Genomic DNA, 26,245 nt, shown 5'->3' with positions numbered 1-26,245 from the left:
AGGACCTGTCATGACCCTGCCCCCCATCAAGCCGGCCAAACTGGCCGACGCCATAGCCGAGCACATTCAGCAACTTATCCTTGAAGGTGCGATCCAGCCCGGCGAGCGGTTGTTGTCCGAGCGCGAGTTGTCCATGAAACTGGAGGTATCACGTCCTTCATTGCGCGAAGCCTTGGACAAGTTGATCGGCCGGGGACTGATCGCGACGGATGCTCAAGGCACGTCCTACGTCAGTGAGACCATCGGGCAGAGCTTGCGTGATCCCTTGATCATGCTGATGGACAACCCCGACGCCCGCGGCGACTGCATGGAGTTTCGTTCCGTAGTCGAAGCCGCCGCCGCAGGCTTCGCAGCCGAGCGCGCATCCGAAATAGATCGCGATTCAATCCGCGCCTGCTTTGCGGCCATGGTCAGCGCCCACCAGCAAAGCGATGTCGACGAGATCGCTCGCACGGACGCAGAGTTTCACTTCGCGATTTACAACGCCAGTCACAATTTAATGATGATCCACCTGATGCGAAGCCTGGAGACGATCATCAGGTCGAACGTATATCTCAACCGCAAGAACCTTTACGAGCACAGGGTTGCACGCGAGTCACAGCTGGCTGAGCACCGCGCGATATTCGACGCGATCATGGCGCGAGACGTGTTGGCGGCTCAGGACGCCGCTCGCCATCACATGCTGTCAGCCATGCAAACCCAGCGTGCCATTCAGGAAAGCGAAAAGCGGCTGGAGGCGTCGATAAGGCGACTCGTCCGCAACGACCTGGTTGCACCACCCAAGAAGCGTTCACGTTCAGCATAAGTCGTTGCGAGTTGGCTAACTGATTTTACCAGTTGCGCGGATTGGATCGCCCCCTTACCCATGCCATGCCCATCAGGCGGCGTTCGACCGTCCGGGCTGGGAGGGATGATGTTTCACCAACTCGTGACCCCGGTGGGTGCCAGCCTGGCCTTGTCGTTTCTGACGGCCGCGCTTCCGATCGCCGTTGTTCTGGTGCTTCTTGGCGTACTGCGGCGCCCTGCCTGGCAAGCATCCGCAGCCGGGTTGGCAGTTGCCCTGCTGCTTGCAACCGCGGTGTGGCAGCTTCCTCTTTCGCTCGGCCTGGATAGCATCGCCGCTGGCGCCGCCTTTGCGCTGTGGCCGGTGATGTGGATCGTGTTCAATGGCCTGTTGCTGTTCAACCTGTCTGTCGCCACCGGGCGATTTGACGCGTTCCGCGCGTGGCTCCTCACACACCTTCCCGATGATCGACGCGTGGTACTGGTGGTAATCGGCTTTTCGTTCGGCTGCCTGCTGGAAGGCGTGTCGGGCTTTGGCACGCCCATCGCGATCACAAGCGCTTTGCTCATCGCGCTTGGCTTCAGCGCCATCGACGCGCTGGTGTTCACGTTGATGTTCAATACCGCGCCGGTTGCGTTCGGCGCATTGGGCGCGCCGGTGACCACCCTTGCGGCGGTCACTCAGTTGCCCGACCATGTGCTTGGCGCGATGATCGGGCGCCAGCTCCCGGTACTTGCCGTGCTGCTGCCATTCTATGTCATCGCCGTGTACGGCGGCGTCCGCGCATGGCGGGGTATATGGCCGGTGCTGCTGGTGGCAGGCGGCAGCTTCGCCATCGGGCAGTTCGTGTCGGCCAACTATATCGGTTACGCGCTGACGGATGTGATCTCCTCGTCCGTCTCGCTGGTACTGACGATCGGCTTTCTCAAGATCTGGCGCGTCCCGCACGAGCCGGAATATGCCCTTGGCGCGTCGCGACCGTCGCTTCCCAAGGCGGAGTCGGACCGATCAACGCTGGCCTCCTGGCACGGCTGGATTCCGTGGCTGGTCCTCACCGCTGTCGTGATTGCCTGGATTCATCTGAAGATCCCGCAGATCGGACAGCAGGCGATCGAATGGCCTGGCTTGCACAAGTCCGTGTTCATCACCGTGTACGGTACGCCTTACGCGGCCATGTGGAGCTTCCAGCCCCTGGCGACCGGAACGGCCATTCTCGCCGCCACAGTGGTGACTGCTCTGCTTGTCCGGGCCTCGCCTGTACAGTTCCTCGGTGCCGCGCGCCTGTCCCTGCGGCAGGTTCGACTGCCCGCGCTGACAACGACGCTGATCATCGGGCTCGCCTACCTCATGAACTATTCCGGCATGGCTTACACGCTCGGTCTTGCGGTGGCGTCGGCTGGCGGACTTTTCCCGTTGTTGTCGGCCTTCCTCGGCTGGCTGGCGGTGTTCCTGTCGGGCAGCGATACGTCAGGCAACGCCCTGTTCGGCAATCTTCAGGTGGTAGCCGCACGCCAGCTCGGACTCAGCCCGGTGCTGATGGCTGCCACCAACTCATCGGGCGGCGTGATGGGCAAGATGATCTCTCCCCAGAACATCTCCACGGGCACGTCTGTCACACAGCTGCAGGGCATGGAGGGCCAGGTGCTCGCGCGCACCTTCAAGCACAGTGTTATACTCACGCTCGCGCTCGGCTTGTTGGTGATGGCGCAACAATACTTCGTGCCCCAGATCATCCCCGGCTGAGAGATCTCCGAAACCTGGTCTTGAGCGGCCGTCAGGAAGGGGCGCCTTTCAGGCCACTTCCCCCTCCTTCACGCGCTCGCGAAAGCGATGGAGCAACGGCTCGGTATAGCCATTTGGCTGCTCCAACCCTTGAAAGACCAGCGCACGGGCCGCCTGAAACGCCAGGCTTGAATCCTCACGACCCGCCATTGAACGATAAAGCGGATCGCTCGCGTTCTGCGCGTCCACCTTCGCAGCCATCTTGGCGAAGGCAGCGTCGACCTCGGCTGGGCTGGCGGCGCCATGCAGCATCCAGTTGGCCATGTGCTGTGACGAGATGCGCAGTGTTGCGCGATCCTCCATCAATCCGACGTCGTGAATGTCGGGAACCTTTGAACAGCCGACACCCTGATCGACCCAGCGCACCACATAACCAAGAATGCCCTGGGCGTTGTTCTCCAATTCGTCCGAGATGTCCTGGGGTGACCAGTTCTGTCCATGCGCAACAGGGATTGCGAGCAGCTTGTCGAGCGGCGCCACCGGCTCGCCCCGACGCTCAGCCTGGCGAGCAAAGACGTCTACGTCATGATAATGGGTCGCATGCAGCGTTGCCGCGGTAGGGCTCGGCACCCAGGCGGTGCTGGCGCCCGTGCGCGGATGCGCGACCTTCTGCTCCAGCATGTCGCCCATCTTGTCCGGCGCGGCCCACATGCCCTTGCCGATCTGCGCCTTGCCGGACAGGCCGCAGGCGAGGCCGATCTGTACGTTGCGATCTTCGTACGCCTTGATCCAGTCGGCGTTCTTCATGTCGCCTTTGCGGATCATCGGGCCGGCACGCATCGACGTGTGCATTTCGTCACCGGTTCGATCGAGGAAACCGGTATTGATGAAGACGATGCGGTCCTTCACGGCCGCAATGCACGCGGCCAGGTTGGCGGAGGTGCGCCGCTCCTCGTCCATCACCCCGACCTTGATCGTATGGCGCTCCAGTCCGAGCAGATCTTCCACCGCATCGAACAGACGGTTAGTGAAGGCCACCTCCTCGGGGCCATGCATCTTGGGCTTCACAATATAGATCGACCCCGCCCGGCTGTTGGTGCGCGTACCAAGCCGCTTCAGATCGTGGACAGCGACAAGGCTGGTGACGATCGCATCCAATATGCCCTCGGGCGCTTGCCCCCCGTCTCGCAGCAGCACGGCTGGCGTGGTCATCAGATGACCGACGTTCCGCACGAACAACAGGCTGCGGCCCGACAGGACTAGTTCTCCGCCATCCGGCGCTGTGTAGCGCCGATCGGTATTCTGTCGGCGAGTGAGCGGCCTTCCGTTCTTCTCGAACGTTTCCTCCAGATCGCCCTTCATCAAGCCGAGCCAATTGGCATAAGCGGCAACCTTGTCTGCAGCGTCCACCGCCGCAACGGAATCTTCCAGGTCGCAGATGGTCGACACCGCGGATTCCAGCACCACATCCGCGATCCCCGCCGGGTCGTTCCGGCCGATGGGGTGATTCCGGTCGATGACCACTTCGATGTGCAGATTGTTGTGCCGCAGCAGCAGGTTGTCACCGGCCCGGCCGACCAGTTGCGCGGGATCGGCCAGCTCTGGCAGGTCCCCCGCATGATCTCTCCAGCTACCCTTAGCCAATGGCGCGGCGCGATCCAGGAAGCTCTTGGCCCAGGCAATCACCTGTTCGCCACGTTTCGCATCATAGCCGCTTCCCTGCGCCGTGCCGGGGATCGCATCGGTACCGTACAGCGCGTCGTAAAGGCTGCCCCACCTGGCGTTCGCGGCGTTGAGCAGGAAGCGCGCGTTGAGGATCGGCACGACCAGCTGTGGTCCGGCGATGCGGGCGACCTCGTCGTCCACCTTCGTGGGCGCGATCGCGAAAGGCGCCGGCTCCTCGACAAGATAGCCGATCTCGCGCAGGAACGCCTGGTATTCAGCCATGTCGATCGGCCGACCGGCCCGCTCCTGATGCCAGCCATCGATCCGCGCCTGCATGTCGTCGCGAACGGATAGCAGCCGCGCGTTTTCGGGCGCGAAGCGCGCGTAGATGTCCGCGACACCCGCCCAGAAAGCATCGGGTGCCACGCCGGTGCCGGGCAGCGCCTGTTGCTCCAGGAACGTCGCCAGCGGCTCGGCTACCTGCAAGCCGGCCTTGTTGATCACATCGCTCATCATGTTCATCCCTGTGCCGTCAGGCCGGCCGCGACTATTCCCGCCAGCGCGCATGCCTCGTCATTGTCACTGAGGTCACCGGTGATGCCGACCGCGCCGATCGGCTCCCCATACCCGTCCACCACGATGATGCCGCCGGCGGCAGGGATCACGCCGTGAGGGCTGATCGGGCCAAGCGAGGCAATGAAGCTCGGCCGTTCGGCAGCCATGTCTGCGATCTTGCGGCTCGACACGCCCAGTGCCAGTGCGCCGCCCGCCTTTCCGCACGCGATCTGCGGCCGCAATGTCGAGGCACCATCCTGCCGAGCGAAGGCGACCAGGTGCCCGCCTGCGTCAAGCACAGCGATGCTGAGCGGCTTGAGGCCGAGTTCGCGCCCTTTGTCGAAGGCGGCGGACAGGATGGTGTTCGCCTGATCGAGCGTGATGTCGCTCATTCGGATATCCTTGCATGGATGTGGTGAAGGGAGGCCGGAACCGGGCCGCCGGTCGCCCAGTCGAGCAATTCAACCGTGTGAACGACGGGGATGCCGGTGCGCTGGCCGATCTGCACTGCGCAGCCGATATTCCCCGTCGCGATCACGTCGGGATGTAGCCGTTCGATGTTGGCGACCTTGCGATCGCCAAGCTGCCCGGCGATCTCTGGCTGGAGAATGTTGTAGGTACCGGCCGAACCGCAGCACAGATGCGCCTCGACCGCGGTGCGAACCACGTAGCCGGCACCGGCCAGCAATCGCTTGGGTGCCTCTGTTACCCTCTGCCCGTGTTGAAGCGCGCAGGCGGCGTGATAAGCGACGGTCAGCCCCTGCGCCTTGCCCTTGGGCAGATCCGCCTCGATCAGAAACTCCGATATATCCCTCGTCAATGCGGAGACACGGGCCGCCTTGTCTGCGTAGGCAACATCGCTGCGGAGCATGAACCCGTAATCCTTGATCGTCGTGCCACAGCCTGATGCGGTGACGATGATCGCGGCCAGTCCGCCGCCCTCGATCTCGCGCGTCCACGCATCGACGTTTCGGCGCGCGTCCGCCAAGGCATCGGCATCGCGGCCCATATGGTGGATCAGCGCTCCGCAGCATGCCTCGCCCGCGGCAAAGATGACGTCGTAGCCAGCGCGATTGAGCAGCCGGACGGCGGCGGCGCGGAACTCTGGCCGCAGTACCGGCTCGGCACATCCGCCCAGCAACGCCACCCGGCCTTTCGCGTTCGGTACCGGAGCATCGTCGCCGCCCGGTTTGGGGGACAACACTCGGGGGGCTAGCGCGAGCATCGCTGCCATTGGTTTCAGCGCATCGATCCTGCCAATCGCAGGTGCGGCTGGCCTTGCGAGCCGAGCGAGGCGCAGGGCCAGGCGGAACCGCCCCGGATGCGGCAGCACCCAGGCGAGCATGGAGCGAAAGAACCGCTCCTTCCACGGTCGACGGTAACGCTCCTCAACATAGACCCGGGCATGATCGACCAGGTGCATGTAGTTCACGCCCGACGGGCAAGTCGTCATGCACGAGAGGCAGGACAGGCATCGGTCGATGTGCTTGACCACCTCGGCCGTTGGCTGGCGCTTCTTTTCCAGCATCTCCTTGATCAGGTAGATGCGACCGCGTGGGCTATCTAGCTCGTCTCCCAGCAACACATAGGTGGGGCAGGTCGCGGTGCAGAAGCCACAATGGACGCACTTGCGGATGACCGCCTCCGAAGCGGCCATCGCCGGAACCGACAGGGCAGCGGGGGAAAATCGCGTCTGCATTCAGAACCGCCCTGTTTCGAAGACGCCGTCAGGGTCGAAGGCCCGTCGCACCCGCTCCTCCAGGGCCGCAAGACCCGGCGCTGGAGGGTGAAATGCCGGCACTGTGGCGCGTTCCTGCGCGCTTGAACGAACCAGGGTCGCATGGCCGCCGGCCCGATCAGCTGCGGCGCGGACCTCTTCGCCAGCTCCGTCGACCGCCGCCCAGATCAGGCCGCCCGCCCAGTCCATCAGCCACGCAGCGCCCAGCCTTTCCATGACGGCCGCGACAGCCGCGCCTGCGCTGGGCGGGACGTTGATCCGCCAGAGGGCAGGTGCAAGCGGAAGCAGCGCCAGCGTGCGGACGCCCGCCCAGAAATCCTCGCCCTCAATCTCACCAGCATGATTGAGCGGGCCGTAGTCGGCGAGCACCCGTTCAAGCATCGCGGCGCGCGCCGCAACCGATGGCGCAAAACCCTCCAGGCGCAACGCGGTGAGGGATGGCTCCCCGTCGCGGGCGGGCCGATGGGCGGCACAAGCCACCACTGCCTGGCTGCCCATCGCAGCCGCCATGGCCTGTACGGCCTCCTGTGGATCGAGGCGGGACAGGAACAGCGTTGCCGTCGTCTCTGGCCTCGGCAACACCTTGAGCGTCAGTTCGGTCATCGCGAACAGGCGGCCCCAGCTTCCTGCCGCAAGCTTGGGCAGGTCGAACCCGGTGACGTTCTTGACCACCTTGGCGCCCGCTACGAAGATCTCCCCTCGCCCGGAAACCGCGCGCAGACCGAGCAGATGATCGCGCGCACCGCCGGCCGACACGCGGCGTGACCCGGCCACGCCCGCCGCGACGACCCCGCCGATCGTGGCGGCGCCGCTCTCTCGTCCAAAGACAGGGCCATGGTCGAACGGCTCGAATGCCAGCATCTGCCGCTCCCCGGCGACTAGCGTCGTGACCTTGGCCAGCGGTGTGCCGGGACGCACCGTCAGGACGAGCTCGGCCGGGTCATAGTCGACCACGCCGGCCAGGCGGTTCATCGGCAAGGCTCGCCCTGGCAAATCGCCACCGCTGCCGGCCTTGCTGCCCCCGCCCGTGATCGCCAGCCGCTCCCCTGCCCGCACTGCATCCGCAACCGCATCGGCCACGTCGCTCTCACTGGCCGGGAAAGCTGCTTCGGCCATTCTCAAAACCGCGGCAGATCGGGATGCGTCACTCGTCCAGCATGGACGTGCATCCGGCCCAGCTCGGCACAACGGTGAAGCTGCGGGAACACTTTGCCGGGATTGAGCAGCGACTTGGGATCAAAGGCGCATTTCAGGCGCTGCTGCTGCTTCAGGTCGGCATCCGTGAACATTTCGGGCATCAGGTCGCGCTTTTCGACCCCCACCCCATGCTCGCCCGTCAGCACGCCGCCGACCTCGACACATAGTCGCAGGATGTCGCTGCCGAACGCTTCGGCACGATTCAGTTCGCCCGGTACATTGGCATCGTACAGGATCAACGGATGCAGGTTGCCGTCACCCGCATGGAAAACGTTGGCGACGCCCAGACCATATAGGTCGGACAGAGCCCTGATCCGCTCCAGCACCTCGCGCAGCCGCCGACGCGGTATCGTGCCGTCCATGCAGTAATAATCGGGCGAAATCCGACCCACAGCCGGGAAAGCCGCCTTGCGACCGGCCCAAAAGGCAACGCGCTCGGCCTCGTCGACGGACATGCGCACCGACACGGCGCCGTTCGCCAGAGCGATCCGTTCGATCTCGCCGAGAAGGTGGTCGCACTCCGCCCCCACGCCGTCGAGCTCGACGATCAGCAGCGCATCGACGTCCAGGGGGTAGCCGACATTCACGAATGCTTCGGCTGCATGGATGGCAGGGCGGTCCATCATCTCCATGCCGGCGGGGATGATGCCGGCTGCGATCGTGTCGGCAACGCACTGCCCTGCGCCCTCCACGGTCGAGAACCCGATCAGCAGCGCGCGTGCCGTTTCCGGCTTCGGCAGGATGCGCACGGTCACCTCGGTGACGACGCCGAGCAAGCCTTCCGACCCGACGACGACGCCCAGCAGGTCGAGCCCAGCCGGGTCGAGCTGCGTACCCCCGATGCGGACCACTTCCCCGTCCATCATCACGAATTCGCACCCGAGGACGTTGTTGGTGGTCAAACCGTATTTCAGGCAATGCACCCCGCCGGAATTCTCAGCGACATTGCCGCCGATCGAGCAGGCGATCTGGCTTGATGGGTCCGGGGCGTAATAGAAGCCCGCATCCTCCACGGCGCGAGTGTCTGCCAGGTTGGTGACGCCCGGCTGCACCACGGCGATCCGGTCCACATAGTTGATGTCGAGAATCTTGTTGAACTTGCCAAGGCCCAGCAGCACCGCATCGGCGAGCGGTAGCGCACCGCCAGACAGCGAGGTGCCCGATCCTCGCGGCACGACCCTGACTTGGTTGGCATGGCACCAGGCGAGGATGGCGGAGACTTCGGCGGTTGTTCCCGGCAGAACTGCCAGGAGAGGCGGCTGGCGGTACGCGGTCAGCCCGTCCGATTCATACGGAACCAGCTCGTCAGGGTCGTCGATCACGCCCTCGCCGGGCACGATCGCGCGCAAAGCGGCGACGATCTCCGCACGGCGGGCCAGCGTCGTCAGGTCCGGCTCGGGCATCACCAACGACATCAGCGTGTTCTCCGCCCTCCTTCTCCTTCGCCGGTGATAGACGCATCCGACCTGCTCCAGTAGTCGTCAAATCGTGCAAGCAGTCATTCCCTGGGGGAAAAGGTGCCTCTCGATCCCGACTATGTGCTGTTTACCGCGATCGTGGAGGCGGGCAGCCTTTCAGCTGCGGCGCGCCATCTCCGCATCTCACCGGCGATGGTGTCCAAGCGGCTGGCCCGCCTAGAGGAGCGGTTGGCGACGCGGTTGGTCCATCGCACCACGCGCAAGCTGGCGCTGACCGCGGCAGGGGCGATGTTTCACCAGGACGTGCTGGCCATTCTCGGCGCGGTACGGGAAGCAGAGGAGCGGCTGACCGGTACCGCCCGCGAACCGGGCGGACCCTTGCGGGTGTCGGCGCCGACCTCCTTTGGCCGGCTGCATATTGCGCCACGGCTGCATAAATTCCTGAATCGCCATTCGCGCGTGAAGCTCGAACTTGATCTTTCGGACAGCTATGTCGATCTGATGTCGGAACGCACCGATCTGGCCATCCGGATCACCGCCGACGTCCCCGCCGGTGTCGAAGCGCACCGGCTGGCAAGAAGTCCTCGATACCTGACGGCGGCTCCTTGCTATCTTGCTGCCCGGGGTGCGCCCGAACGCCTGTCCGATCTGCGCGATCACCACCTGTTGGCGGCGGATGGGCAACTGCCCTGGCGCCTCGTCTCGCGCCGCGGACGCCAGCAGGTCGACGGGCACAGCCATGTGCGGACGAACTCGAGCGAGATCGTTCGCGAACTGGCTATTTCCGGCATCGGCATCGCGCTTCGATCGCTTTGGGACGTCAGCCAGGATCTCTCGGCCGGGCGGCTGGTGCGCGTGCTGCCAGAATGGGAGGGTCAGCGCGAACTCGGGATCTACGCCATGCATCTGCAGGCACCCAGAAGATCGGCAGCGCTGGACGCGTTCGTGGCGTTTCTGCGTACATCCTTCGATCCGCCGCCATGGGAAGGGTCGTGCCCCACCGTATGAAGCCGCTGGCCGCGACTGCGTCAGCCAACTTGATTTAGCTGCGACCTTGTTAGTCAGGGGATTGCATACGGACGGCGACAAGGCCCTTGTCGCAGGAAGGCCCCAGCCTCTTAGGGGTTCGGCCGGAAGCTCGCCGGCTGCCCGGCAACGGCTGGAGCATCGACGCCGAACGCTACAATCGTGAACAGAAGCAACCGGCGTTCATCGGTGACCTCAACGCGCACCTCGTCGCCGGCCCATACGACCTCCGGCTTGTCGCGGATCACCTCGCCAATGTACCGGGCGGCCTCAACCCGGGCGTCTACCAGCGTTGGCAGATCGACCCCCACGACATCAGGATCATAGACCGCCCCAGCAAGGTTGAAGAAGCACAACATGGGTAGTCTCCCTGGCGACACGGCGCAGGACCATGCTTGCCTCCGAACGCTGACTGCGCGGTTCGGTTCATGGTTCGTGTCAGTGGCGCGCAGTTTCTAGGGGCTAGAATGTTTAATTCAACAAAAACACGGCCGTAATGGCGGCGGCAATCAGTACTTTGATGCAATTATGATTGCCTGAGCGTGATCAATATAATCCCGCCGGCCAGTCAGTCGTGGGTAAGCGGCGCCAGCGCGGTATGGAGGTTGATGGTGAGTTGCACGCTGAGCGCGTGATCCATCTGCGCCCGTGCGCCCCCCCGGTCAGGCCGGAACTGATTTAGGTATCCGACGTCCGCGCTGACCTGTTGCCCGATCGGTATCACCAGGCCCACCAGATTGCGCATCCGCTCATAGCCGCTGCGCTGTCCCCAGTTGGTGCTGTTCGGGAGAATGAAGCTTTCATGGCTGACGAACAACGCGAGCCCCTTGCGGCCAAGCGGGTGGTTGTAGCGGACGAGTGGCCGGATCCGCACACCCACCCCGCTGCCAATCGGGTAAAAACGTTCATCCACGCGAAAACGGGTCGTCACCCGCCCAAAACTGGCCACGACCTGTTGGCGCAATCGGTCCTCGTTCTCGCCCGTATTGCCGTTGTGCGCGCCTACCTTGCGGTACCCGAAGCCCAGCTCCACCCCCTTGATCACACGATAGGACAGCAGGCCGCCAAACTCGGTCTGGTACAATCCATCCTGCCGATCGCTGAACCGGGCAATCTGCTCCAGGGTCAGGCGCACATCGTCGTTGAGCGTAACATTGGTGTTCACCTGCAACCATAGTTGCTCGTCCTCCCGCTGCGCACAGGCGGGCGTCGCGACCAGCAACGTTGCAGCCAGGACCGACATGACGACTGGCAAAGTGAAAAGAGTCCGCACGGTCGGTTCTTTCGGTTGGTAAGTTGCCTGCCCAGCTCACGAACCCGGACGCGCAGGTATGCGCATGCCGTGCCGATCCCTTTCCTCTCGTTTACGCCCTTTTCACCCAGTCGGCGAGGTCGAGATCCGCTGCCCGAGCGGTTTCGGCCTTCATGCTGTGCGCCATGATGTCGAGCGCCCAGCGAGTGCGTTGGGCGTCCTGGCTGGCGACGCAATCGGCAGGCACCCACAGGTCGTAGGCGCGCATGTGAGCGTCGGCAGCGGTGAACAACACGCAGATGTCTGCAGAAATGCCCGTCAGGATCAGGCGGCTTGCACCCAGCTTTGGCAACAGCACGGGCAAGTTTGTGGCGTAGAAGCCAGAGAATTGCGGCTTCACAACGAAGAAGTCGTCATCCTGCGGCATCAGCGGCCGGACGACCTCAGCCGCTGGGCTGCCTTCCACACGCTCGATCAGCTTGGACCGTTCTGAGTGCCATTGCCCGTAATTGTCGTTCACATAAACGATCGGCACGCCGGCGGCGCGGCACTCGTCGCAAAGCCGCGCGATCGCCTCCGCAGCACTCTTCACGCCCGGCAGCATCTCCTTGCCACCAGTAAAGTCGAGGTCCGTGATCATGTCGATGATCAGCAGCGCTGTTGCGCCCGCTGCCTTGGATTCAATTTCTGCATTCGCCATGCGCGCTCTCCTACGCGCCGCGCGCTACGACAAGAATCCTGCAACAACGACAGCCTGGATCAAGCGAAGCGCCATCAAGCGATAATCCACCCGGCCGGACCGACGATCTTGGCTGCTTTGCTCTTTGATGGAATGGTTGCGGCATGACGATCCGCCTTATTTGCCTCGATGCCGACGACACACTCTGGCACAACATGCGCCACTTCCATGATGCCGAAACAGCCCTGGTCGACATGGTCAGGCCCTTTGCAGAAGCCGGGGTTGCCCGGCAGGCCCTGGAAACGTGCGAAGCGCGCAATCTGCCGCTGTATGGCTATGGGGCGAAGGGGTTTACCCTGTCGATGATCGAAACCGCGGTTGAGCTATGCGGGGATGCGCTGACCCCTGCTCTCGTGACCAAACTGCTGTCCGCCGGGCGCTCGCTGCTCGCTCATCCAGTAGAGCTGTTGCAGGGCATTGCCGACACGCTGGAACGTCTTTCCGAGCGCGGCCGCCTGGTCCTGGTCACCAAGGGCGACCTGCTCCACCAGGAAGCCAAGCTGGCGGCATCCGGGCTGGATGAGCGTTTCTCCGGGATCGAGATCGTCAGCGACAAGACAGCCGACACGTTTCGCAGGATCTGCGAGCGCTATGGCGTGCCAGCAGGCGACATGATCATGGCCGGGGATTCGATGCGATCGGACGTGTTGCCTGCTCTACAGGCGGGAGCCTGGGCCGCGTACGTTCCGCAACCAGGCGCATGGAGCCACGAACAAGCCGCCCCGCCGACCGAAACGGAAAGGTACAGGCTGCTTGAAAGCCTGGCTGACCTTCCGGCATTGATCGATCAACTGAACGGACTCGATCACGAAGGCGGTCGATCGCTGAGCATCGCCGGAACGGATAACAGGCGCTGAAATCGCGCCCGGCGTTTGGCCTTCAGTGTCGAAGGCGTACCGCCGCACCGCGACGGTCCGGGATCACTGCCAGCTTGCCTGAAAGAGCTCGCAGCACGCTGAGGCGATTGCCCGCCAGTGGTCCTCTGCTTCAGGATTCGTGATCATCTGACCAACGATGTGCCGTACAACCGTGCCCGTATCGCCAAACCGGTCGATCAAATTAATAGCTTCTTCGTACGGCAACGCAAACCTCCTGGAGCGATCGCAATTACGGCGCCGCCCTGCCCCACACAAGTTTTACGGAGGTAAACGTTACCCTGGATTACTTACACGTGTGTAAATGATGATGCGGCGGTCGTGCGTCTTTCAGCCCAGCGTTGTTCCGGTTATCTCCCTCGGCGGGGCAATCGAGTGAGAGCCTCGGGCGAACCGATGGCGCCGTAAGCTCCGTCTCGCCCGTCCAGACGGTCTGTTAACCCTTGCTCGCCACAAGGACCGCTCGTCCGAGAAGAAGCGGCTTCTTCTCGCTTCGCGACCCGAGCGAACGAGCCTATTATGCATTGCCACCCTGGAGTTTTCCGCGTGCTCGCCACCGCCCTTTGCGCGCTTGGTTTGTCGGCCTGCGGCGGAGGATGGGCCGCGAGTCCCGTGGCCGCGCCTGTGGCGGTTACGGGATCGACCGCATCGCCGGCCGCGGCGACCAACCCGGTCCAGGCGCCATCGCCGGCGCCAACGCCCAGTTCAACCCCGTCGCCAACGCCAACGCCAACATCGGAGGCGCAACCGAGCGCGTCGGCCAACATCAATCTCGGCAACGCGCCATTGCTGGGCGTCAACCTGTCAGGCTGCGAGTTTGCTGCCGATGGCGCACTCTGCCCGACCCCGGCTATTGTCGATGCATATTTCGACAAGGGTTTTCGCGCCTTTCGCATCCCGTTCAGGGGCGCGCAGGCCGATAATGCCGCGGTGGTGGCGAAGATCAAGGCGGCTGCGGATGCCGCAACGACGCGCGGCGCATATGTGATCCTGGACCGCCATGATTACGGAGCGACCTTCGATCCCGACCTTGCCTCATGGTGGGCGAAGTTCATCACCGCGTTTCCCGATGCGGAGCGGGTGATGATCGACACCATGAACGAGCCAAAGACCGGCGCTCCCTATGAGCTCGACCCTGCCACCGGCAAATCCTACGCGACGGAGGTGAACGCCGGGATCAGCGCTTTCCAAAAGGCGGGTTTCCGGCACAAGCTGTTGATTGAATGGCGGGGCTCGTCGGGGATGAGCCGGTTCGACAAGAAGGAGGCAGCGACCAAGGCGTGCGAAAGCCCGGCCTGCTCCTTTGATCGCGCCGGCGGCCTGAAGGATCCGCTTGGGCTGACCATGATCTCCGGCCATCGCTATCCGGATGCCGACGGCTCGGGCACAAGCGCCACCTGCGTCGCCAACAGTACGGGCGCGCAACTCGTGTCGAACACGGACGAGGCCGCTGCCGCGCGAGGGTTGAAGCTTTGGGTGGGCGAGTTCGCCTTTGGTAACCACGCCGGGGTCAGCGCGACCTGCGCCGCCCTGGGCGCCGAGTTCATCGCAAGGATGCGGGCGATGCCGCGGACCTATGCCGGGGTCAGCTGGTGGGGTGGCGGCCCGCACTGGAAGGAAGATTACCTGTACAAGATCGAACCGGCGAAGGGCACGTTCTCCTCTGCCGCGTCGAGCATCTACCTGCTGGCTATCACGGGTCGCTGATCGAGCGGGTTGACGCAATCGGCAGATAGGGGACCGGGGCGCCAGGCCGGATCGCCGCCCCTGCCCTTGAAATCCAGGCTTGTCCCGCCGCAAACCAACCTCGGTTGCCTCGGCGGCGGGCTGGCGTGGAAAGAGGCTGCATCTCGCCACGCGCGCGCCTGTGCGTGCTCAACAGGACAAGCAGCGTCATGGTCGACCCGAACGCAACCGACGACACGGCCCCGATCGCCTTTCCGCAGGAGCTTGGCACCGTGGTGGACGGGTTGCGGCTGGCTCGCCTCGACTGGCGCACCGCTCATGCCCGTAACGACGAGCGGGGCAGCTATTTTCCGTCACGACAGGCGTTGAAGCGTATCACGCGTGAGCTGAGCACCGCGCTCTTCCCCCTTCGGCTAGGCCCGTCGGAGATCACCGCGGCGAACGAGAACGCCTTTATCGCCGCTTCGCTCGAGTCGACGCTGTCGCAGCTGGCAGCGCAGATCGGGCTGGAGCTTGGCTATCGCGAGGGCGATATCAGTTCGCCAGAAGTGGCGGCGCGCACAGACGGGGTGATCGGGGCCTTTGCCGCCAGCCTGCCGCAGCTCCGCCGCCTGCTCGATAGCGATGTGGAAGCTGCCTATGCCGCCGATCCCGCCGCGCGCAGTGTGGACGAAGTGCTGGTCGCCTACCCGTCCTTCATCGCCATCATCTATCATCGGGTCGCGCATCGCCTTTACCGGCTCGGCGCCCCCCTGGTCGCGCGGTTGATCGCGGAGATCGCCCATGCCGACACTGGCATCGACATTCATCCCGCCGCGCAGATCGGTGGCCGCTTCTTCATCGACCACGGCACGGGCGTGGTGATCGGGGAGACCGCGATCCTCGGGGAACGGGTCCGCCTCTATCAGGGCGTTACCCTGGGCGGTGACCCCGACCTTTCCGAAGACAAAACGGACAAGCCCCGCCACCCGATCGTCGAGGATGACGTGGTGATCTATGCCAATGCGAGCATTGTCGGCCGCGTCACCATCGGCGCGCGATCGCGGATCGGCGGCAATGTCTGGTTGAGGCAGGAGGTGCCACCCGACACCTTGGTCGAGACGCCGACACCGACCTTCCGCCCGCTGACTCGCCGGGAGGGCGGAGCATGATCGCAGACCGGCCTCGCCGCCTGCCGGTTGCGGGTCAGGGATGATCCGCGATCTGCTGAAGATGGGTGACGCGCGGCTGCTCCGTATTGCCCAGCCAGTGACGGATCTCGGCAGCAGCGCCACGCAGCAGCTGATCGGGGACATGTTCGATACCATGGCCGGGGCGGGCGGGGTCGGCCTTGCGGCTCCGCAGATCGGCGTCGATCAGCGTGTCATCGTGTTCGGGTTCGATCACAGCCCGCGCTACCCCGACGAGCCCGGCGTTCCGATGATCGCGCTGGTCAACCCGTGGGTCGAGTTCCTGTCCGACGAGGTCGAGGATGGGTGGGAGGGATGCCTGTCGATCCCGGGACTGCGCGGGCAAGTGCCGCGAGCAAGTCACATTCGTTATGGCGGATTGGGCGCGGATGGCGCCATTGTTGAACGGGAGGCGCGTGGCTTTCACGCCCGGATCGTTCAGCATGAGGTCGATCATCTGAACGGCGTGCTCTACCCGCAGCGCATGGTCGACATGACCAAATTCGGATTCATCGAGGCCTTGTTCCCGGACAGCGACCTGACGCGATCGGGCGCAAGCTAGACTCTGCTCATGATGGCGGGGCCGGTGATGAAATCACCCCGGCCCCGATCACCGTCACATCAGAAGCGGAACGACGCGCCGGCCCGGTACTGCCGGCCGATCAGGCCCGCATAGTGCCAGGTCGTCAGGAAGTTCGGCGCGCTGGCATAAGCTGCCGGCGCAACCGGCGCCCGGGCGTCCAGCAGGTTCTGCACGTTCACGAAGAAGCCGAACTTGTCGTTGACCTTGAACGTCTGGTTCAGGTCGACATGGATGAACGGCCGCACATAGCAGAAATTCTGCAGGTTGCTGGTCCGGTACAGATTGGCATCGCAACCAAGGGACAGGTTGCCCTGGTCGGTCGCGACCTCCTTGATGCGCCCGACATAATAGGTCGTCGCGCTGATCGAGTAGCTGCCGAAGTCCAGCGTGTTCTGCCAGTTGCCACGGATGCGTGGGGTACCGTTGCCCGATGACAGGTCGTACGGCCCAAGCGTACCCGCAAAGCGCTGCACACCGGTGGCCGTCAGGCGGTCGTACTTCAGGACATAGGTTGCCTCGATCCGGCTGGTGAACCGGATGTCACCGCTCAGCGGCACGTTCGCGGTTGCCGAGAAGTCGAGACCTTCGGTCTTGTCCGAGTTCACGTTCACGAACGGTGCGTTGACGATCAGCACGCGCGGCAGGGCGTTCGGGAACAGCGGATCGACCGCGTCGATCAGGTTGCACGAATAGCCCGGCCCAACGGCCGCAACCGCCGCGCATCCCGCAGTCGAGGTCGGGGTCGCCGAACCCGCCACAGAGTAATAAGCGGTGATCGCCTGGCCCGCGAGCGGCCCTGCAACGATCAGGTTGTTCTTCTTGATGTTGTAGTAATCGACCGTGGCGCTGAACCAGCGCACCGGCTGGAAGATCGCACCGGCCGTGAAGCTGCGCGACGTTTCGGGCTTCAGGTCTGGATTGCCGACAAACCCACGGCCGACATTGTAGTTGAGGTTATACGGGTTGCCGTTGGCTACGCAGGAACCGGTTCCCGACGCAGAACCGCCATGCTGGGCGCAGAAGGCGCCAGGCGGTGCGATGCTGACGAAGCCCGCATACTGGCTGCGCGATCCGGCTTCGGCAAAGGTTGGCGCGCGGAAGCCCTGCGAATAGGTGCCACGGATTGCCAACTGTCGGAACGGCGTGAACTTAGCGCCCACCTTTGGCGAGAAGCGGCCATAACCTTCGGAATAATGGTCATAGCGGCCAGACAGGTTGACATCGAGCTGCTCGAACACCGGCGCGTCGAGCTCGCCATAGGCGGCCCACACGGTACGCTGCCCAAACGCCGACGAGGTCGTCAACGCATAGGTGTCGAGCGCGGCGTTCTGGTTGCGGTTGGTCAGCTTTTCACGCCGCACCTGGCCGCCGACCGCGATCTGCAGCGGGCCGCCCGGTAGGTCGAACAGCGCCTTGGTGATCGACGCGTCAAGCGAATACAGCTGCGAGTTGGACGGCGTCGTCTTGTCGGGCGCAAGCGCGTCGCGAACCGCCTGGGTGTTCTGTTGCGGGTTGACGAAATTGTACGCGCCAGTGTTGATCACGTTGCTGAGCGCCGCGATGTTGATCAGGCCGTGCTGCGTGATGCTGAGGTCGTCGCGTGCAGCCACTCCCTCTACCCGCCAGGTCCAGTCGTCGCCAAAACGACCGTTCAGCCCCGCCGAGAACCTCAACACTTCGTTGGTGCGATCGCTGCCGCCCGGAATGTCGCCGAACAGGTAATAAATGCGGGCCGCATTCTGGGCCGCGATGGCGGGGGTAGCAGCCGCGTTGGTCGCGTAAGGGTTGTTCGGGTTGAGGCGTCGATCGGTTGCCGTCGCGCAGTTGGTGCCCGCCGCGCAGACAAAGTAGGGCAGCACGATACCCGGGTTACTGCTCGCCACCAGCGGCGACCCGCCGAATGGCTGGGTTTGCCGGATCGCGGAGGGCGGGCCACTGGTGATGCTGACGAAGTCACGGCTGTAGCTGCCGGTGATGTACCCCTCGATCGCGTCACTGAGCCGCACACTGATGCGACCGTTGAACGAATAACGCTCCTGCAGCGGCTGGATTTGCCGGTACAGGTCGGTCAGATCGTAGGGGCACCCGACCCCGCGCGCACCACCAGTGGTGATGCTGTACGTCGGACGGGCGCAGTTGTTCAGGCCAAGGGCGGTGTAGGTGGCGAAGCTCTGGCCGGGATCGTTGATGACCGCCGCGCCGCCCGAGAGCGGGTTGTTGAGGTCGGATTGCGTGGTTCGCACCACATAGGCGGTGGGCGTGTTGGTGGTCAGGCCACCGTCCGCGGCGTTGTTGTCGTTGCCGCCGATCCGGGTCAGATCCTGCGTGTTGAACGGAAAGCCGCGGCTATGGTTCGAAACACGCCCGTCACGCTGGTATTCGGCATTGATGTAGGCGTTCCAGCCCTTGTCCTCATAATCGCCGATGCCCGCCGTCAGATAGGCGCGGTAATGGCTCGCGTCGCCGCGCTCGGCGATCCCGCCTTCGGCCAGGCCGTCGACGCCGGTAATGTGCTTCTTCAGGATCAGGTTGACCACGCCGCCAATGGCGTCAGCGCCATAGGTGGATGACGCACCGTCCTTCAGCACCTCGATCCGGTCGATCAGGCTGAACGGAATGGAGTTCAGGTCCACATAGGCGTTGTGGCCGTCATCGTTGATCGGGAAGTTCGCTGAACGAAGCCCGTCGATCACCACCAGCGTCGATGAAACGCCCAGGCCACGAAGCGACACGGCCGAACCGCCAGCCGAGAAGCCGCTCTGGAAGCCGGTACCGATGGAACCGGCGCTGTCGGCGGAAATGGAGCGGATCGCCTCGGTGGCTGTGGTGATACCGGCCTTGGCAAGGTTGTCGCTGGTCAGCACGGTGACGGGCGACGGGGTTTCGGTGTTGGTCCGGCGCAGCAGCGATCCGGTGACGACGACGTCGCCTCCTCCACCCTGGTCGCTGATGCCCTGGGGCGAATCAGGGGCGGTTTGCTGCTGTTCGATGTCGACTGCGGCCGGCGTCTGCGGCGCGCCAGACTGGGCGGGCTGAGCTGGCACGTCCTGCGCCAGCGCAGGCTGGGCGAGCATTGCCATCACGGACAGCGTCGCTGCCCCGCCAATCAAACGCGAACGAAATCCCGCTGTCGTCATTCACAATCCCCCTGGCTTCGCGGGTCAACGTGCGCCCGCTTCTCGAAGCCGCCGGGATGGTGGTTTCTTCATTGTCACTTGTAAACGGGCCCGAACCGGCCGCGTAAATAATCGCTACGCACTGATGCTGTGTTGCAACGAAGGGGCAGAATAGCTGGCATTTGGGCAGCGAAGCGGTGCCCAGCCAGGTCGCAAGAGGGCGAACAGTGGCCCAGCAAGGACGATGTTCAGACGGGCAAGTTGCCGGCGCCCCAAGCGATCTCGGTTGCGCGGGAAAGGGCCGGCTCTTACGAGCCGGCCCCCGTAACTCAGCGTCCGACCAGTTCCTTGGCCTTTTTGGCCGCGCGAGACACAAAGCTCTCCTCGGCCGCCTCGGCATCGGCCTTGGTCTTGAAGGCGGCACCTTCCGGCTCGGCTGGCGGGGCATAAACGGAGAAGAGCTTCAGCGGCTCGGACCCCTTGTTGATGATGTTGTGCTCGGCGCCCTTGGGGATCACGACCAGGTGGCCGGGCGCGACCTTGCTTTGCTGGCCATCAACGATCGCCTGGCCCTCGCCAGCGACAAAGAAGGTGGACTGGTCAGCCCGGTGCGTTTCCATCCCGATCTCCTCGCCCGGCAGGAGGCTCATCAGGACGATCTGGATCTGCTTGTCGAGGTAGACCTCCTTCTGGAAGAAGTCGTTTGCCTCGGCGAGCTTGTTCATTTCCTTGTTGAACACGGCCATCATTCTTCTCCTGTGTTAAGGATGGTGCGGCGGGGTGAACGCGCAGCGCGCGCGATGGAGCCGTCGCTGCCCGATGCGGCTTTCCCCGGCGCCTGCCCGCCCCTATATCGCGGCTGACCATGCAAACTGTTGCCCCCCTGCTACCCCCGGCCGACTGGCGCGATTTCCTGGCGCTGACCAAGCCGCGGGTGATGACGCTGGTGGTGTTCACCGGGCTTTGCGGCATGTTGGCCGCGCCAGTGTCGATCAATCCGGTGATCGGGTTCACGGCCATCCTGTGCATCGCTCTGGGCGCGGGCGCGGCGGGTGCGCTCAACCAATGGTACGAAGCGGACATCGACTCGCAGATGCGCCGGACCTCGGGTCGTCCTCTGCCGGCCGGACGCATGGAGCGGCAGTCCGCGCTGCATTTCGGTGTCGGGCTTGCCGCCTTTTCCGTGCTGCTGATGGAGCTCGCGGTGAACATGGTGGCCGCGGCGATCCTGACTGTCTCCATCCTGTTCTACGTCCTGGTCTACACCGTATGGCTGAAGCGTCGCACCCCGCAGAACATCGTGATCGGTGGGGCGGCAGGCGCCTTCCCCCCGCTGATCGGCTGGGCCGCGGCGACCGGCGACATCGCGCCTCTGCCATTGCTGCTGTTCGCGCTCGTGTTCCTTTGGACGCCACCGCACTTCTGGGCGCTCGCGCTGTTCGTGAAGACCGATTACGCCAATGCCGGCGTGCCGATGCTTCCGGTGGTGCGTGGTGAGGCGGTGACGCGCACCCAGATCGGGCTTTACACCATTCCCATGGCGCTTGCCGCCGTGTTGCCATGGCCGCTGGGGCTGACCGGCGCGATCTATGGCGTCATCGCCTTGGCCACCACCGCTGTGTTCGCGCTCATGGCGGCGCAGGTGGCGACCCGTCGCCAAGTGCCGGGCGACGCTATGAAACCGGAGAAGCGCTTGTTCGGCTATTCAGTTCTGTACCTTTTCGTCGTGTTCGGCGCTCTTGTGGCCGATCGGTGGTTCGCGTGACGCCCGACGACCGCGACCTGATTCGCCGGCGTCAGCGCGGGCGGGCTATCGTGATGGGCCTGCTGCTCGGGGCGCTCGTGGTCCTGGTGTTCGCGATCACCATTGCAAAGATCCGCACGGGGATGGCGTGACTCGATGACGCGCACCACCCGCACCCTGGTCCTATTGCTGGTCGGGATCGGCTTCATGTCCGGCCTCGCCTGGGCCAGCGTGCCGCTGTACCGGATGTTCTGCCAGGTCACGGGGCTGAACGGCACGACGCAGCGGGGCGATCAGGCGCCGGGCGCCGTCGATCGCCAGATCCGTGTCGACTTCGACACCAATGTCAGCCCCAAGCTGCCCTGGCATTTCCGGCCGGAGAACCCATCGGATACAGTGGCGGTCGGCGCGCGCGACATGGTGTTTTTCCTCGCCACCAACCGCGCCAACCACCCGATCACCGGCACGGCGACTTTCAACGTGACGCCGGCACAAGCGGGAAAATATTTCACCAAGATCCAGTGCTTCTGCTTCACGCAGCAGACGCTGAAGCCCGGTGAAACCGCGCGAATGCCCGTCATTTTCTATGTGGATCCGAAGATCCTGAAGGACCCGGACGCGGTCGACATCGACACGATCACCCTGTCCTATACATTTTACCCTGTGGATTCCGGCAAAACGCGCGGCTAGAGCGTTCAGCTGAAACGCTTACTGATCTACTGGGGAAGCCTCGCATGGCCGGCGCCAAGAACCACGACTATCATATCCTGCCGCCCGACATTCATCCGTTCCTGGTGTCCATGCTGTCACTCGGCACTGCGGCCGGGTTCATCGGCTGGATGCACGGCGGGCATACCGGGCCCGAACATGCCAATGGCATGGGCTGGCTGGCGCTCATCAGCGGCGGCCTGCTGATCGCAGCCGTGTTCTCCTGGTGGTCGAGCGTCATCCGCGAAGCGCACCATGGCGACCACACCCCCGTCGTCCAGCTCCATTTCCGCTATGGCATGATCCTGTTCATCGCCTCGGAGGTGATGTTCTTTGTTGGCTGGTTCTGGGCCTTTTTCGACTTTTCCCTTTTCCCGACCGCGATGAGCTTCGTCGACGGCCAGGTTGAGCGCGCCGCAGAGGGCGCCGCCGCCGTCGCAGCGCAGTGGCCGCCCAAGGGGCTGGAAGTCATCGACCCGTTCAAGTTCCCGCTGCTCAACACCATGATCCTGCTGACCAGCGGCACCACGGTGACCTGGGCACACCACGCGCTGATCCATGGCCAGCGTGGCGGTGAGAAGCGTGGGCTTTGGGGCCTGATCGGCGTTGGCGACCGCGACGGCGTGCTCAAGGGCCTGTGGCTGACCGTGATCCTGGGCGCGCTGTTCAGCTCCATCCAGGCGTACGAGTATGCCGAGGCGCCGTTCCCCTTCAAGGGCATCAACTATGGCGCGTCCTTCTTTATGGCGACCGGGTTCCACGGCTTCCACGTTCTGGTCGGCACCATCTTCCTGATCGTCTGCCTGATCCGCGCCTACAAGGGTGACTTCACGCCACGACAGCATTTCGGCTTCGAAGCCGCTGCCTGGTACTGGCACTTCGTCGACGTGGTGTGGCTGTTCCTGTTCGTCACCATCTACGTCTGGGGCGGCTGGGGCGCCCCCGTTCACGGCGCAGGCTGAGCTGAACATTCGGGTGGGCTGCACTCAGCCCACCCGTCCCCCTCGCGCTTTGGCATTGGCCCGAGCCGCCGAACGAAGTTGCCTGGATCCGGCGAGCCAGCAGGCAGTGCGGACGCTCCCAGGACCGTGCACTGGGCTACCCCCCTCTACGAGCCTTCTGTTCATCGACCGGCGGTCGCTCCGAGTAGTGGCGATCCGGCAGAGTTCCCGAACCTCCTCACTCTCCTCCGACCTGCTGAAGTGATGGAGCGGCCCTCATCGCGTGTCCGTTGCGCTCGAACTCCAGACCGCGGTGCGCTAGGGACTTCCCAGACATGAAACGCGTCCCGCTTATCCCGACTTTGCTGGTCACGCTCGCCGTCGCCGCGATGATCGGCCTCGGCTTGTGGCAGCTGCTCGACCGATTGCCGCAGAAGGAAGCCTTTCTCGCGCGGCTTGAACAGAACCCGGGGCGCCCGCCTGTCGCGTTTCCCCGCGGTCCCGACGATACGCTGCTGTTCCGCCGATCGAGCGGCTTTTGCCTTCCGCCTGTGTCGATCACCCTCGCGGGCGCGGGATCGGCCGGTTACCGGGCGATCGGTGCGTGCCGGACGGGCGCTGAAGGGCCGGGCATGCTGGTCCAGCTTGGCACCACGCGCGATCCCATGGCGAAGCCTGTCTGGAACGGCGGGCCGGTGTCCGGGTACATCAGCCACGCGCCCGACAGCCGCTCGCTGATCGAAACACTGGTCCGCCATCAGCCGCAACGCATGATGCTGGTGGCGGCGAGCCCCGCCGCCGGCCTGTCCGCCAATCCCGCTCCCGATGTTGGCGCGGTACCCAACAACCACCTCGCCTATGCCGGGCAATGGTTCTTCTTCGCCGCGATCGCCGCGATCATCTATGCACTGGCGGTTCGCAACCGCCTGCGCCCACCCGCGCCGACCAAGGCCTGAGTTCGCTTCGGCCTGAGCCGCCCTGGGTTGTGGCGCTGCGCCGGCCCGGCTAGGTCCGCTCGGATGCGCTATGTCAGCACCCGCGGGACCGCGCCGGCCATCGGCTTTCGCGAAGCAACCCTGACCGGGCTCGCCTCTGACGGCGGCCTGTACCTGCCCGACGCCTGGCCCACCATGTCGCCTGCCGAGATCGGAGCGTTGGCTGGGCTGTCCTATGCGGAAACGGCTGTCCGCGTCATGCTGCCCTTTGTCGGGGATGACCTGGCGGAAGCGGAGCTGCGGCAATTGTGCGAGGCAGCCTATGGCCGCTTCTCCCACGCGGCAGTCACCCCGCTCGTCCAGATCGATCACCAGCATTGGTTGCTGGAGCTGTTCCATGGCCCAACGCTCGCCTTCAAGGACGTGGCACTGCAACTGCTCGGCCTGTTGTTCGAGCGGTTCCTGGCGGGCACCAATCAACACCTGACCATTGTTGGCGCGACCAGCGGAGACACCGGCTCTGCCGCGATTGACGCGGTAGCGGGCCGTGATGGCGTGGACATCTTCATGCTCCACCCCGTCGGGCGCGTGTCGGACGTACAGCGGCGGCAAATGACCACCGTGCTCGCCCCCAACGTCCACAACATCGCGATCGAGGGCGACTTTGACACCGCGCAGGCGCTGGTCAAGGCCATGTTCAACGACCGCGCGGTCGCGGACCGGTTCAGCCTGTCGGCGGTGAACTCGATCAACTGGGCCCGGCTGATGGCGCAAGTGGTCTATTACTTCTACGCCGCGGTCCGTCTCGGCGCTCCCGAGGGGCGGGTCGCCTTCTCCGTACCGACGGGCAATTTCGGCGACGTGTTCGCGGGCTATGTTGCTAGCCGGATGGGGTTGCCGATCCAGCGACTTATCGTCGCCACCAACGTCAACGACATCCTCCATCGCGCCATCGCGTCGGGTGACTATTCCAAGGGCAGCGTGCAGCAGACCGCCACGCCGTCGATGGACATCCAGGTATCCTCCAATTTCGAACGCCTGTTGTTCGATGCCGGCGGGCGCGACGGTCGGGCGCTGGCGCAGCAAATGGCCGAGTTCGAGCGGACCGGCGTGATGCGACTGACCAATGCGCAAAGCGAGGGACACGCTGGATTGTTGTCGAGCGATCGCGTCGACGCCCACGCCATGACCGGCGCGATGCGCTGGGCCTTCTCGCAGGCCGGTGAAGTGATCGACCCGCACACCGCCGTCGCGCTTGCAGCGGCGCGGCGCGCCGGGCTCGATGTCCCAGTGGTGACGCTCGCCACCGCCCATCCCGCCAAGTTCCCCGACGCGGTGGAGCAGGCGACGGGCGGCCGCCCGGCACTGCCCGCCCGTGTCGGCGACTTGTTCGACCGCGAGGAGCGGTTCGTCACTCTCCCCGCTACCTATGATGCGGTGTCGGCGTACATCTGCGAACGCGCGGTGCCGTCCGCATGAAGCTTGAAGCATTGGTGGGCGAACCATGGCCCGATTACGGGCTGCTCGACTGCGGGAACGGCCGCAAGCTCGAACGCTATGGCCGATTTCGCTTCGTCCGACCGGAGCCGCAAGCGATGTGGGCGCCAGCGCACGCCGACTGGCAGGCGCCGCACTTGCGCCCTCATGCCGAGTTCGTGCCCGGTTCCGACGAGGAGGGAGGCGGTCGCTGGAACTTCGCCGAGCCCGTCCCGCGCGATGGTTGGCCGCTCCGCTGGCACGAAGCCCGCTTCACGGCGCAGTGCACCCCGTTCCGACACCTCGGCTTCTTTCCCGACATGGCGCCGGTCTGGGCATGGATGCGCGGGCAATTGGATGGGCATGACGCGCCCGAATGCCTGAACCTGTTTGGCTATACGGGTGTCGGCACGCTGGCGTTGGCCAGCCAGGGCGTACGCATGGTCCACGTTGATGCGTCCAAGAAGTCGGTCGAAGCGGCCCGCGCCAACGCGCAGCTTTCCGGCCTTTCCGACGCGCCCGTTCGCTGGCTGATCGACGACGCCGCCAAGTTTGTCAGCCGTGAGGTACGCCGCGGCCGCCGGTATGACGGTATCCTGCTTGACCCTCCCAAATATGGCCGCGGGCCTGAAGGCGAGATCTGGCGGCTCGAAGAGGATCTCGCGCCCCTCGTCGCTGATTGCCGCCGCTTGCTCGACGAGCGATCCCGCTTCCTGTTCCTGACTGTCTATGCGGTGCGGATGAGTGCGCTGGCGATCGGCGAACTGGTGCGCCAGGCCTTTGCCGACCTGCCCGGCACCGTGGAGGCAGGCGAGCTTGGCGTGCGCGAAGAAGCGCGCGGGCTGGTGCTTCCGACCGCAATCTGGGCGCGCTGGCAACGCTGAACGATCCCGCGCGTTAATGGTGTCACACGCAG

Annotated in this window: 24 protein-coding genes; 14 read left to right on the top strand and 10 right to left on the bottom strand. The window is 64.4% G+C overall.

The window, feature by feature from the left end:
* Positions 1 to 10 precede the first annotated feature (10 nt).
* Both FHS94_RS15665 and FHS94_RS15660 read left to right on the top strand, forming a co-directional pair.
* Positions 11 to 805, top strand: coding sequence for an FCD domain-containing protein (locus tag FHS94_RS15665; RefSeq protein ID WP_184059572.1), 795 nt, complete (start codon positions 11 to 13; stop codon positions 803 to 805).
* 108 nt (positions 806 to 913) lie between these two features.
* Positions 914 to 2,527, top strand: a complete 1,614-nt coding sequence (locus FHS94_RS15660; RefSeq protein ID WP_184059570.1) for an L-lactate permease — start codon at positions 914 to 916, stop codon at positions 2,525 to 2,527.
* A 48-nt stretch (positions 2,528 to 2,575) separates the two neighbouring features.
* Here FHS94_RS15660 and FHS94_RS15655 read toward each other — a convergent pair whose 3' ends face one another.
* Genes FHS94_RS15655 through FHS94_RS15635 form a run of 5 tightly spaced genes read right to left on the bottom strand, consistent with a single transcriptional unit; the run spans position 2,576 to position 9,076 of the window.
* Positions 2,576 to 4,684 (bottom strand): malate synthase G, encoded by a 2,109-nt coding sequence (locus FHS94_RS15655; RefSeq protein ID WP_425506192.1) that lies wholly within the window; start codon positions 4,682 to 4,684, stop codon positions 2,576 to 2,578.
* A gap of 5 nt (positions 4,685 to 4,689) precedes the next feature.
* Positions 4,690 to 5,118 carry a GlcG/HbpS family heme-binding protein gene (locus tag FHS94_RS15650; protein ID WP_184059566.1) on the bottom strand — a complete coding sequence of 143 codons (429 nt, stop codon included), beginning with the start codon at positions 5,116 to 5,118 and terminating at the stop codon, positions 4,690 to 4,692.
* A complete protein-coding gene (gene glcF / locus FHS94_RS15645; protein WP_184059560.1) occupies positions 5,115 to 6,425 on the bottom strand; it encodes a glycolate oxidase subunit GlcF in 1,311 nt (436 codons plus the stop codon). The genes FHS94_RS15650 and glcF overlap by 4 nt, the downstream gene beginning before the upstream one ends.
* Entirely contained in the window at positions 6,426 to 7,580 is a 1,155-nt protein-coding gene (locus tag FHS94_RS15640; protein ID WP_184059558.1) for an FAD-binding protein, read from the bottom strand.
* 2 nt (positions 7,581 to 7,582) lie between these two features.
* Entirely contained in the window at positions 7,583 to 9,076 is a 1,494-nt protein-coding gene (locus FHS94_RS15635; protein ID WP_184059557.1) for an FAD-linked oxidase C-terminal domain-containing protein, read from the bottom strand.
* Positions 9,077 to 9,178: 102 nt separating this feature from the next.
* Between FHS94_RS15635 and FHS94_RS15630 the strand changes: the two genes are divergently transcribed.
* On the top strand, positions 9,179 to 10,087 hold the full coding sequence (locus FHS94_RS15630; RefSeq protein ID WP_184059555.1) for a LysR substrate-binding domain-containing protein: 909 nt from the start codon (positions 9,179 to 9,181) through the stop codon (positions 10,085 to 10,087).
* A gap of 110 nt (positions 10,088 to 10,197) precedes the next feature.
* Here the strand turns inward: FHS94_RS15630 and FHS94_RS15625 are convergent, their stop codons facing one another.
* The 3 genes from FHS94_RS15625 to FHS94_RS15615 form a co-directional block, all read right to left on the bottom strand.
* On the bottom strand, positions 10,198 to 10,464 hold the full coding sequence (locus FHS94_RS15625) for a DUF6894 family protein (protein ID WP_184059553.1): 267 nt from the start codon (positions 10,462 to 10,464) through the stop codon (positions 10,198 to 10,200).
* A 209-nt stretch (positions 10,465 to 10,673) separates the two neighbouring features.
* Positions 10,674 to 11,348 (bottom strand): DUF2490 domain-containing protein, encoded by a 675-nt coding sequence (locus FHS94_RS15620; RefSeq protein ID WP_184059714.1) that lies wholly within the window; start codon positions 11,346 to 11,348, stop codon positions 10,674 to 10,676.
* Positions 11,349 to 11,469: 121 nt separating this feature from the next.
* Positions 11,470 to 12,057: a cysteine hydrolase family protein gene (locus FHS94_RS15615; RefSeq protein WP_184059551.1), complete on the bottom strand. Its 588-nt coding sequence runs from the start codon at positions 12,055 to 12,057 to the stop codon at positions 11,470 to 11,472.
* Positions 12,058 to 12,200: 143 nt separating this feature from the next.
* Here FHS94_RS15615 and FHS94_RS15610 point away from each other — a divergent pair, with 143 nt between their 5' ends.
* The 4 genes from FHS94_RS15610 (at position 12,201) to def (ending at position 16,388) form a co-directional block, all read left to right on the top strand.
* Positions 12,201 to 12,953, top strand: coding sequence for an HAD family hydrolase (locus tag FHS94_RS15610; protein ID WP_184059549.1), 753 nt, complete (start codon positions 12,201 to 12,203; stop codon positions 12,951 to 12,953).
* Between the two features lie 630 nt (positions 12,954 to 13,583).
* A complete protein-coding gene (locus tag FHS94_RS15605) occupies positions 13,584 to 14,678 on the top strand; it encodes a cellulase family glycosylhydrolase (RefSeq protein ID WP_221234806.1) in 1,095 nt (364 codons plus the stop codon).
* A gap of 188 nt (positions 14,679 to 14,866) precedes the next feature.
* On the top strand, positions 14,867 to 15,808 hold the full coding sequence (epsC, locus tag FHS94_RS15600; RefSeq protein WP_184059545.1) for a serine O-acetyltransferase EpsC: 942 nt from the start codon (positions 14,867 to 14,869) through the stop codon (positions 15,806 to 15,808).
* A 40-nt stretch (positions 15,809 to 15,848) separates the two neighbouring features.
* A complete protein-coding gene (gene def / locus FHS94_RS15595) occupies positions 15,849 to 16,388 on the top strand; it encodes a peptide deformylase (RefSeq protein WP_184059543.1) in 540 nt (179 codons plus the stop codon).
* A 59-nt stretch (positions 16,389 to 16,447) separates the two neighbouring features.
* On the opposite strand, the gene FHS94_RS15590 is transcribed toward def, so the two are convergent.
* Positions 16,448 to 19,546, bottom strand: coding sequence for a TonB-dependent receptor domain-containing protein (locus FHS94_RS15590; RefSeq protein WP_184059542.1), 3,099 nt, complete (start codon positions 19,544 to 19,546; stop codon positions 16,448 to 16,450).
* A 308-nt stretch (positions 19,547 to 19,854) separates the two neighbouring features.
* The gene (locus tag FHS94_RS15585) at positions 19,855 to 20,271 is read right to left on the bottom strand and encodes a cupin domain-containing protein (protein ID WP_184059540.1); all 417 of its coding nucleotides are present in this window, start codon (positions 20,269 to 20,271) and stop codon (positions 19,855 to 19,857) included.
* Positions 20,272 to 20,390: 119 nt separating this feature from the next.
* Between FHS94_RS15585 and FHS94_RS15580 the strand changes: the two genes are divergently transcribed.
* The 7 genes from FHS94_RS15580 to FHS94_RS15555 all read left to right on the top strand — a co-directional run bounded on the left by FHS94_RS15580 (position 20,391) and on the right by FHS94_RS15555 (position 26,213).
* Entirely contained in the window at positions 20,391 to 21,290 is a 900-nt protein-coding gene (locus FHS94_RS15580) for a heme o synthase (protein ID WP_184059538.1), read from the top strand.
* Complete coding sequence (locus FHS94_RS19705; RefSeq protein ID WP_281396923.1) at positions 21,287 to 21,421, top strand: hypothetical protein; 135 nt, start codon at positions 21,287 to 21,289, stop codon at positions 21,419 to 21,421. The genes FHS94_RS15580 and FHS94_RS19705 overlap by 4 nt, the downstream gene beginning before the upstream one ends.
* Positions 21,422 to 21,425: 4 nt before the next feature.
* Positions 21,426 to 21,959 carry a cytochrome c oxidase assembly protein gene (locus FHS94_RS15575; protein WP_184059536.1) on the top strand — a complete coding sequence of 178 codons (534 nt, stop codon included), beginning with the start codon at positions 21,426 to 21,428 and terminating at the stop codon, positions 21,957 to 21,959.
* Positions 21,960 to 22,003: 44 nt separating this feature from the next.
* Entirely contained in the window at positions 22,004 to 22,939 is a 936-nt protein-coding gene (locus FHS94_RS15570) for a cytochrome c oxidase subunit 3 (protein WP_184059534.1), read from the top strand.
* Positions 22,940 to 23,253: 314 nt separating this feature from the next.
* Positions 23,254 to 23,874, top strand: a complete 621-nt coding sequence (locus FHS94_RS15565) for an SURF1 family cytochrome oxidase biogenesis protein (protein WP_184059532.1) — start codon at positions 23,254 to 23,256, stop codon at positions 23,872 to 23,874.
* 63 nt (positions 23,875 to 23,937) lie between these two features.
* The gene (thrC, locus tag FHS94_RS15560; protein WP_184059530.1) at positions 23,938 to 25,332 is read left to right on the top strand and encodes a threonine synthase; all 1,395 of its coding nucleotides are present in this window, start codon (positions 23,938 to 23,940) and stop codon (positions 25,330 to 25,332) included.
* Positions 25,329 to 26,213 (top strand): RsmD family RNA methyltransferase, encoded by an 885-nt coding sequence (locus FHS94_RS15555; RefSeq protein ID WP_184059528.1) that lies wholly within the window; start codon positions 25,329 to 25,331, stop codon positions 26,211 to 26,213. Before thrC ends, FHS94_RS15555 begins: the two co-directional genes overlap by 4 nt.
* The last annotated feature ends 32 nt before the right edge of the window (positions 26,214 to 26,245 follow it).

This window comes from Sphingomonas aerophila, assembly GCF_014199305.1.
Taxonomy (GTDB): Bacteria; Pseudomonadota; Alphaproteobacteria; order Sphingomonadales; family Sphingomonadaceae; genus Sphingomonas; species Sphingomonas aerophila.
Note: the sequence above shows the minus strand (reverse complement) of the source record. Positions and strands in the feature narration are given on the sequence as shown.

Excerpts from the sequence above, each read along its gene's own strand:
- FHS94_RS15665 (WP_184059572.1), top strand. The coding sequence starts at position 11 with ATGACCCTGCCCCCCATCAAGCCGGCCAAACTGGCCGACGCCATAGCC.
- FHS94_RS15660 (WP_184059570.1), top strand. The coding sequence starts at position 914 with ATGTTTCACCAACTCGTGACCCCGGTGGGTGCCAGCCTGGCCTTGTCG.
- FHS94_RS15655 (WP_425506192.1), bottom strand. The coding sequence starts at position 4,684 with ATGAGCGATGTGATCAACAAGGCCGGCTTGCAGGTAGCCGAGCCGCTG.
- FHS94_RS15650 (WP_184059566.1), bottom strand. The coding sequence starts at position 5,118 with ATGAGCGACATCACGCTCGATCAGGCGAACACCATCCTGTCCGCCGCC.
- glcF (WP_184059560.1), bottom strand. The coding sequence starts at position 6,425 with ATGCAGACGCGATTTTCCCCCGCTGCCCTGTCGGTTCCGGCGATGGCC.
- FHS94_RS15640 (WP_184059558.1), bottom strand. The coding sequence starts at position 7,580 with ATGGCCGAAGCAGCTTTCCCGGCCAGTGAGAGCGACGTGGCCGATGCG.
- FHS94_RS15635 (WP_184059557.1), bottom strand. The coding sequence starts at position 9,076 with ATGTCGTTGGTGATGCCCGAGCCGGACCTGACGACGCTGGCCCGCCGT.
- FHS94_RS15625 (WP_184059553.1), bottom strand. The coding sequence starts at position 10,464 with ATGTTGTGCTTCTTCAACCTTGCTGGGGCGGTCTATGATCCTGATGTC.
- FHS94_RS15620 (WP_184059714.1), bottom strand. The coding sequence starts at position 11,348 with ATGTCGGTCCTGGCTGCAACGTTGCTGGTCGCGACGCCCGCCTGTGCG.
- FHS94_RS15615 (WP_184059551.1), bottom strand. The coding sequence starts at position 12,057 with ATGGCGAATGCAGAAATTGAATCCAAGGCAGCGGGCGCAACAGCGCTG.
- FHS94_RS15610 (WP_184059549.1), top strand. The coding sequence starts at position 12,201 with ATGACGATCCGCCTTATTTGCCTCGATGCCGACGACACACTCTGGCAC.
- epsC (WP_184059545.1), top strand. The coding sequence starts at position 14,867 with ATGGTCGACCCGAACGCAACCGACGACACGGCCCCGATCGCCTTTCCG.
- def (WP_184059543.1), top strand. The coding sequence starts at position 15,849 with ATGATCCGCGATCTGCTGAAGATGGGTGACGCGCGGCTGCTCCGTATT.
- FHS94_RS15590 (WP_184059542.1), bottom strand. The coding sequence starts at position 19,546 with ATGACGACAGCGGGATTTCGTTCGCGTTTGATTGGCGGGGCAGCGACG.
- FHS94_RS15585 (WP_184059540.1), bottom strand. The coding sequence starts at position 20,271 with ATGGCCGTGTTCAACAAGGAAATGAACAAGCTCGCCGAGGCAAACGAC.
- FHS94_RS15580 (WP_184059538.1), top strand. The coding sequence starts at position 20,391 with ATGCAAACTGTTGCCCCCCTGCTACCCCCGGCCGACTGGCGCGATTTC.
- FHS94_RS15575 (WP_184059536.1), top strand. The coding sequence starts at position 21,426 with ATGACGCGCACCACCCGCACCCTGGTCCTATTGCTGGTCGGGATCGGC.
- FHS94_RS15570 (WP_184059534.1), top strand. The coding sequence starts at position 22,004 with ATGGCCGGCGCCAAGAACCACGACTATCATATCCTGCCGCCCGACATT.
- FHS94_RS15565 (WP_184059532.1), top strand. The coding sequence starts at position 23,254 with ATGAAACGCGTCCCGCTTATCCCGACTTTGCTGGTCACGCTCGCCGTC.
- thrC (WP_184059530.1), top strand. The coding sequence starts at position 23,938 with ATGCGCTATGTCAGCACCCGCGGGACCGCGCCGGCCATCGGCTTTCGC.
- FHS94_RS15555 (WP_184059528.1), top strand. The coding sequence starts at position 25,329 with ATGAAGCTTGAAGCATTGGTGGGCGAACCATGGCCCGATTACGGGCTG.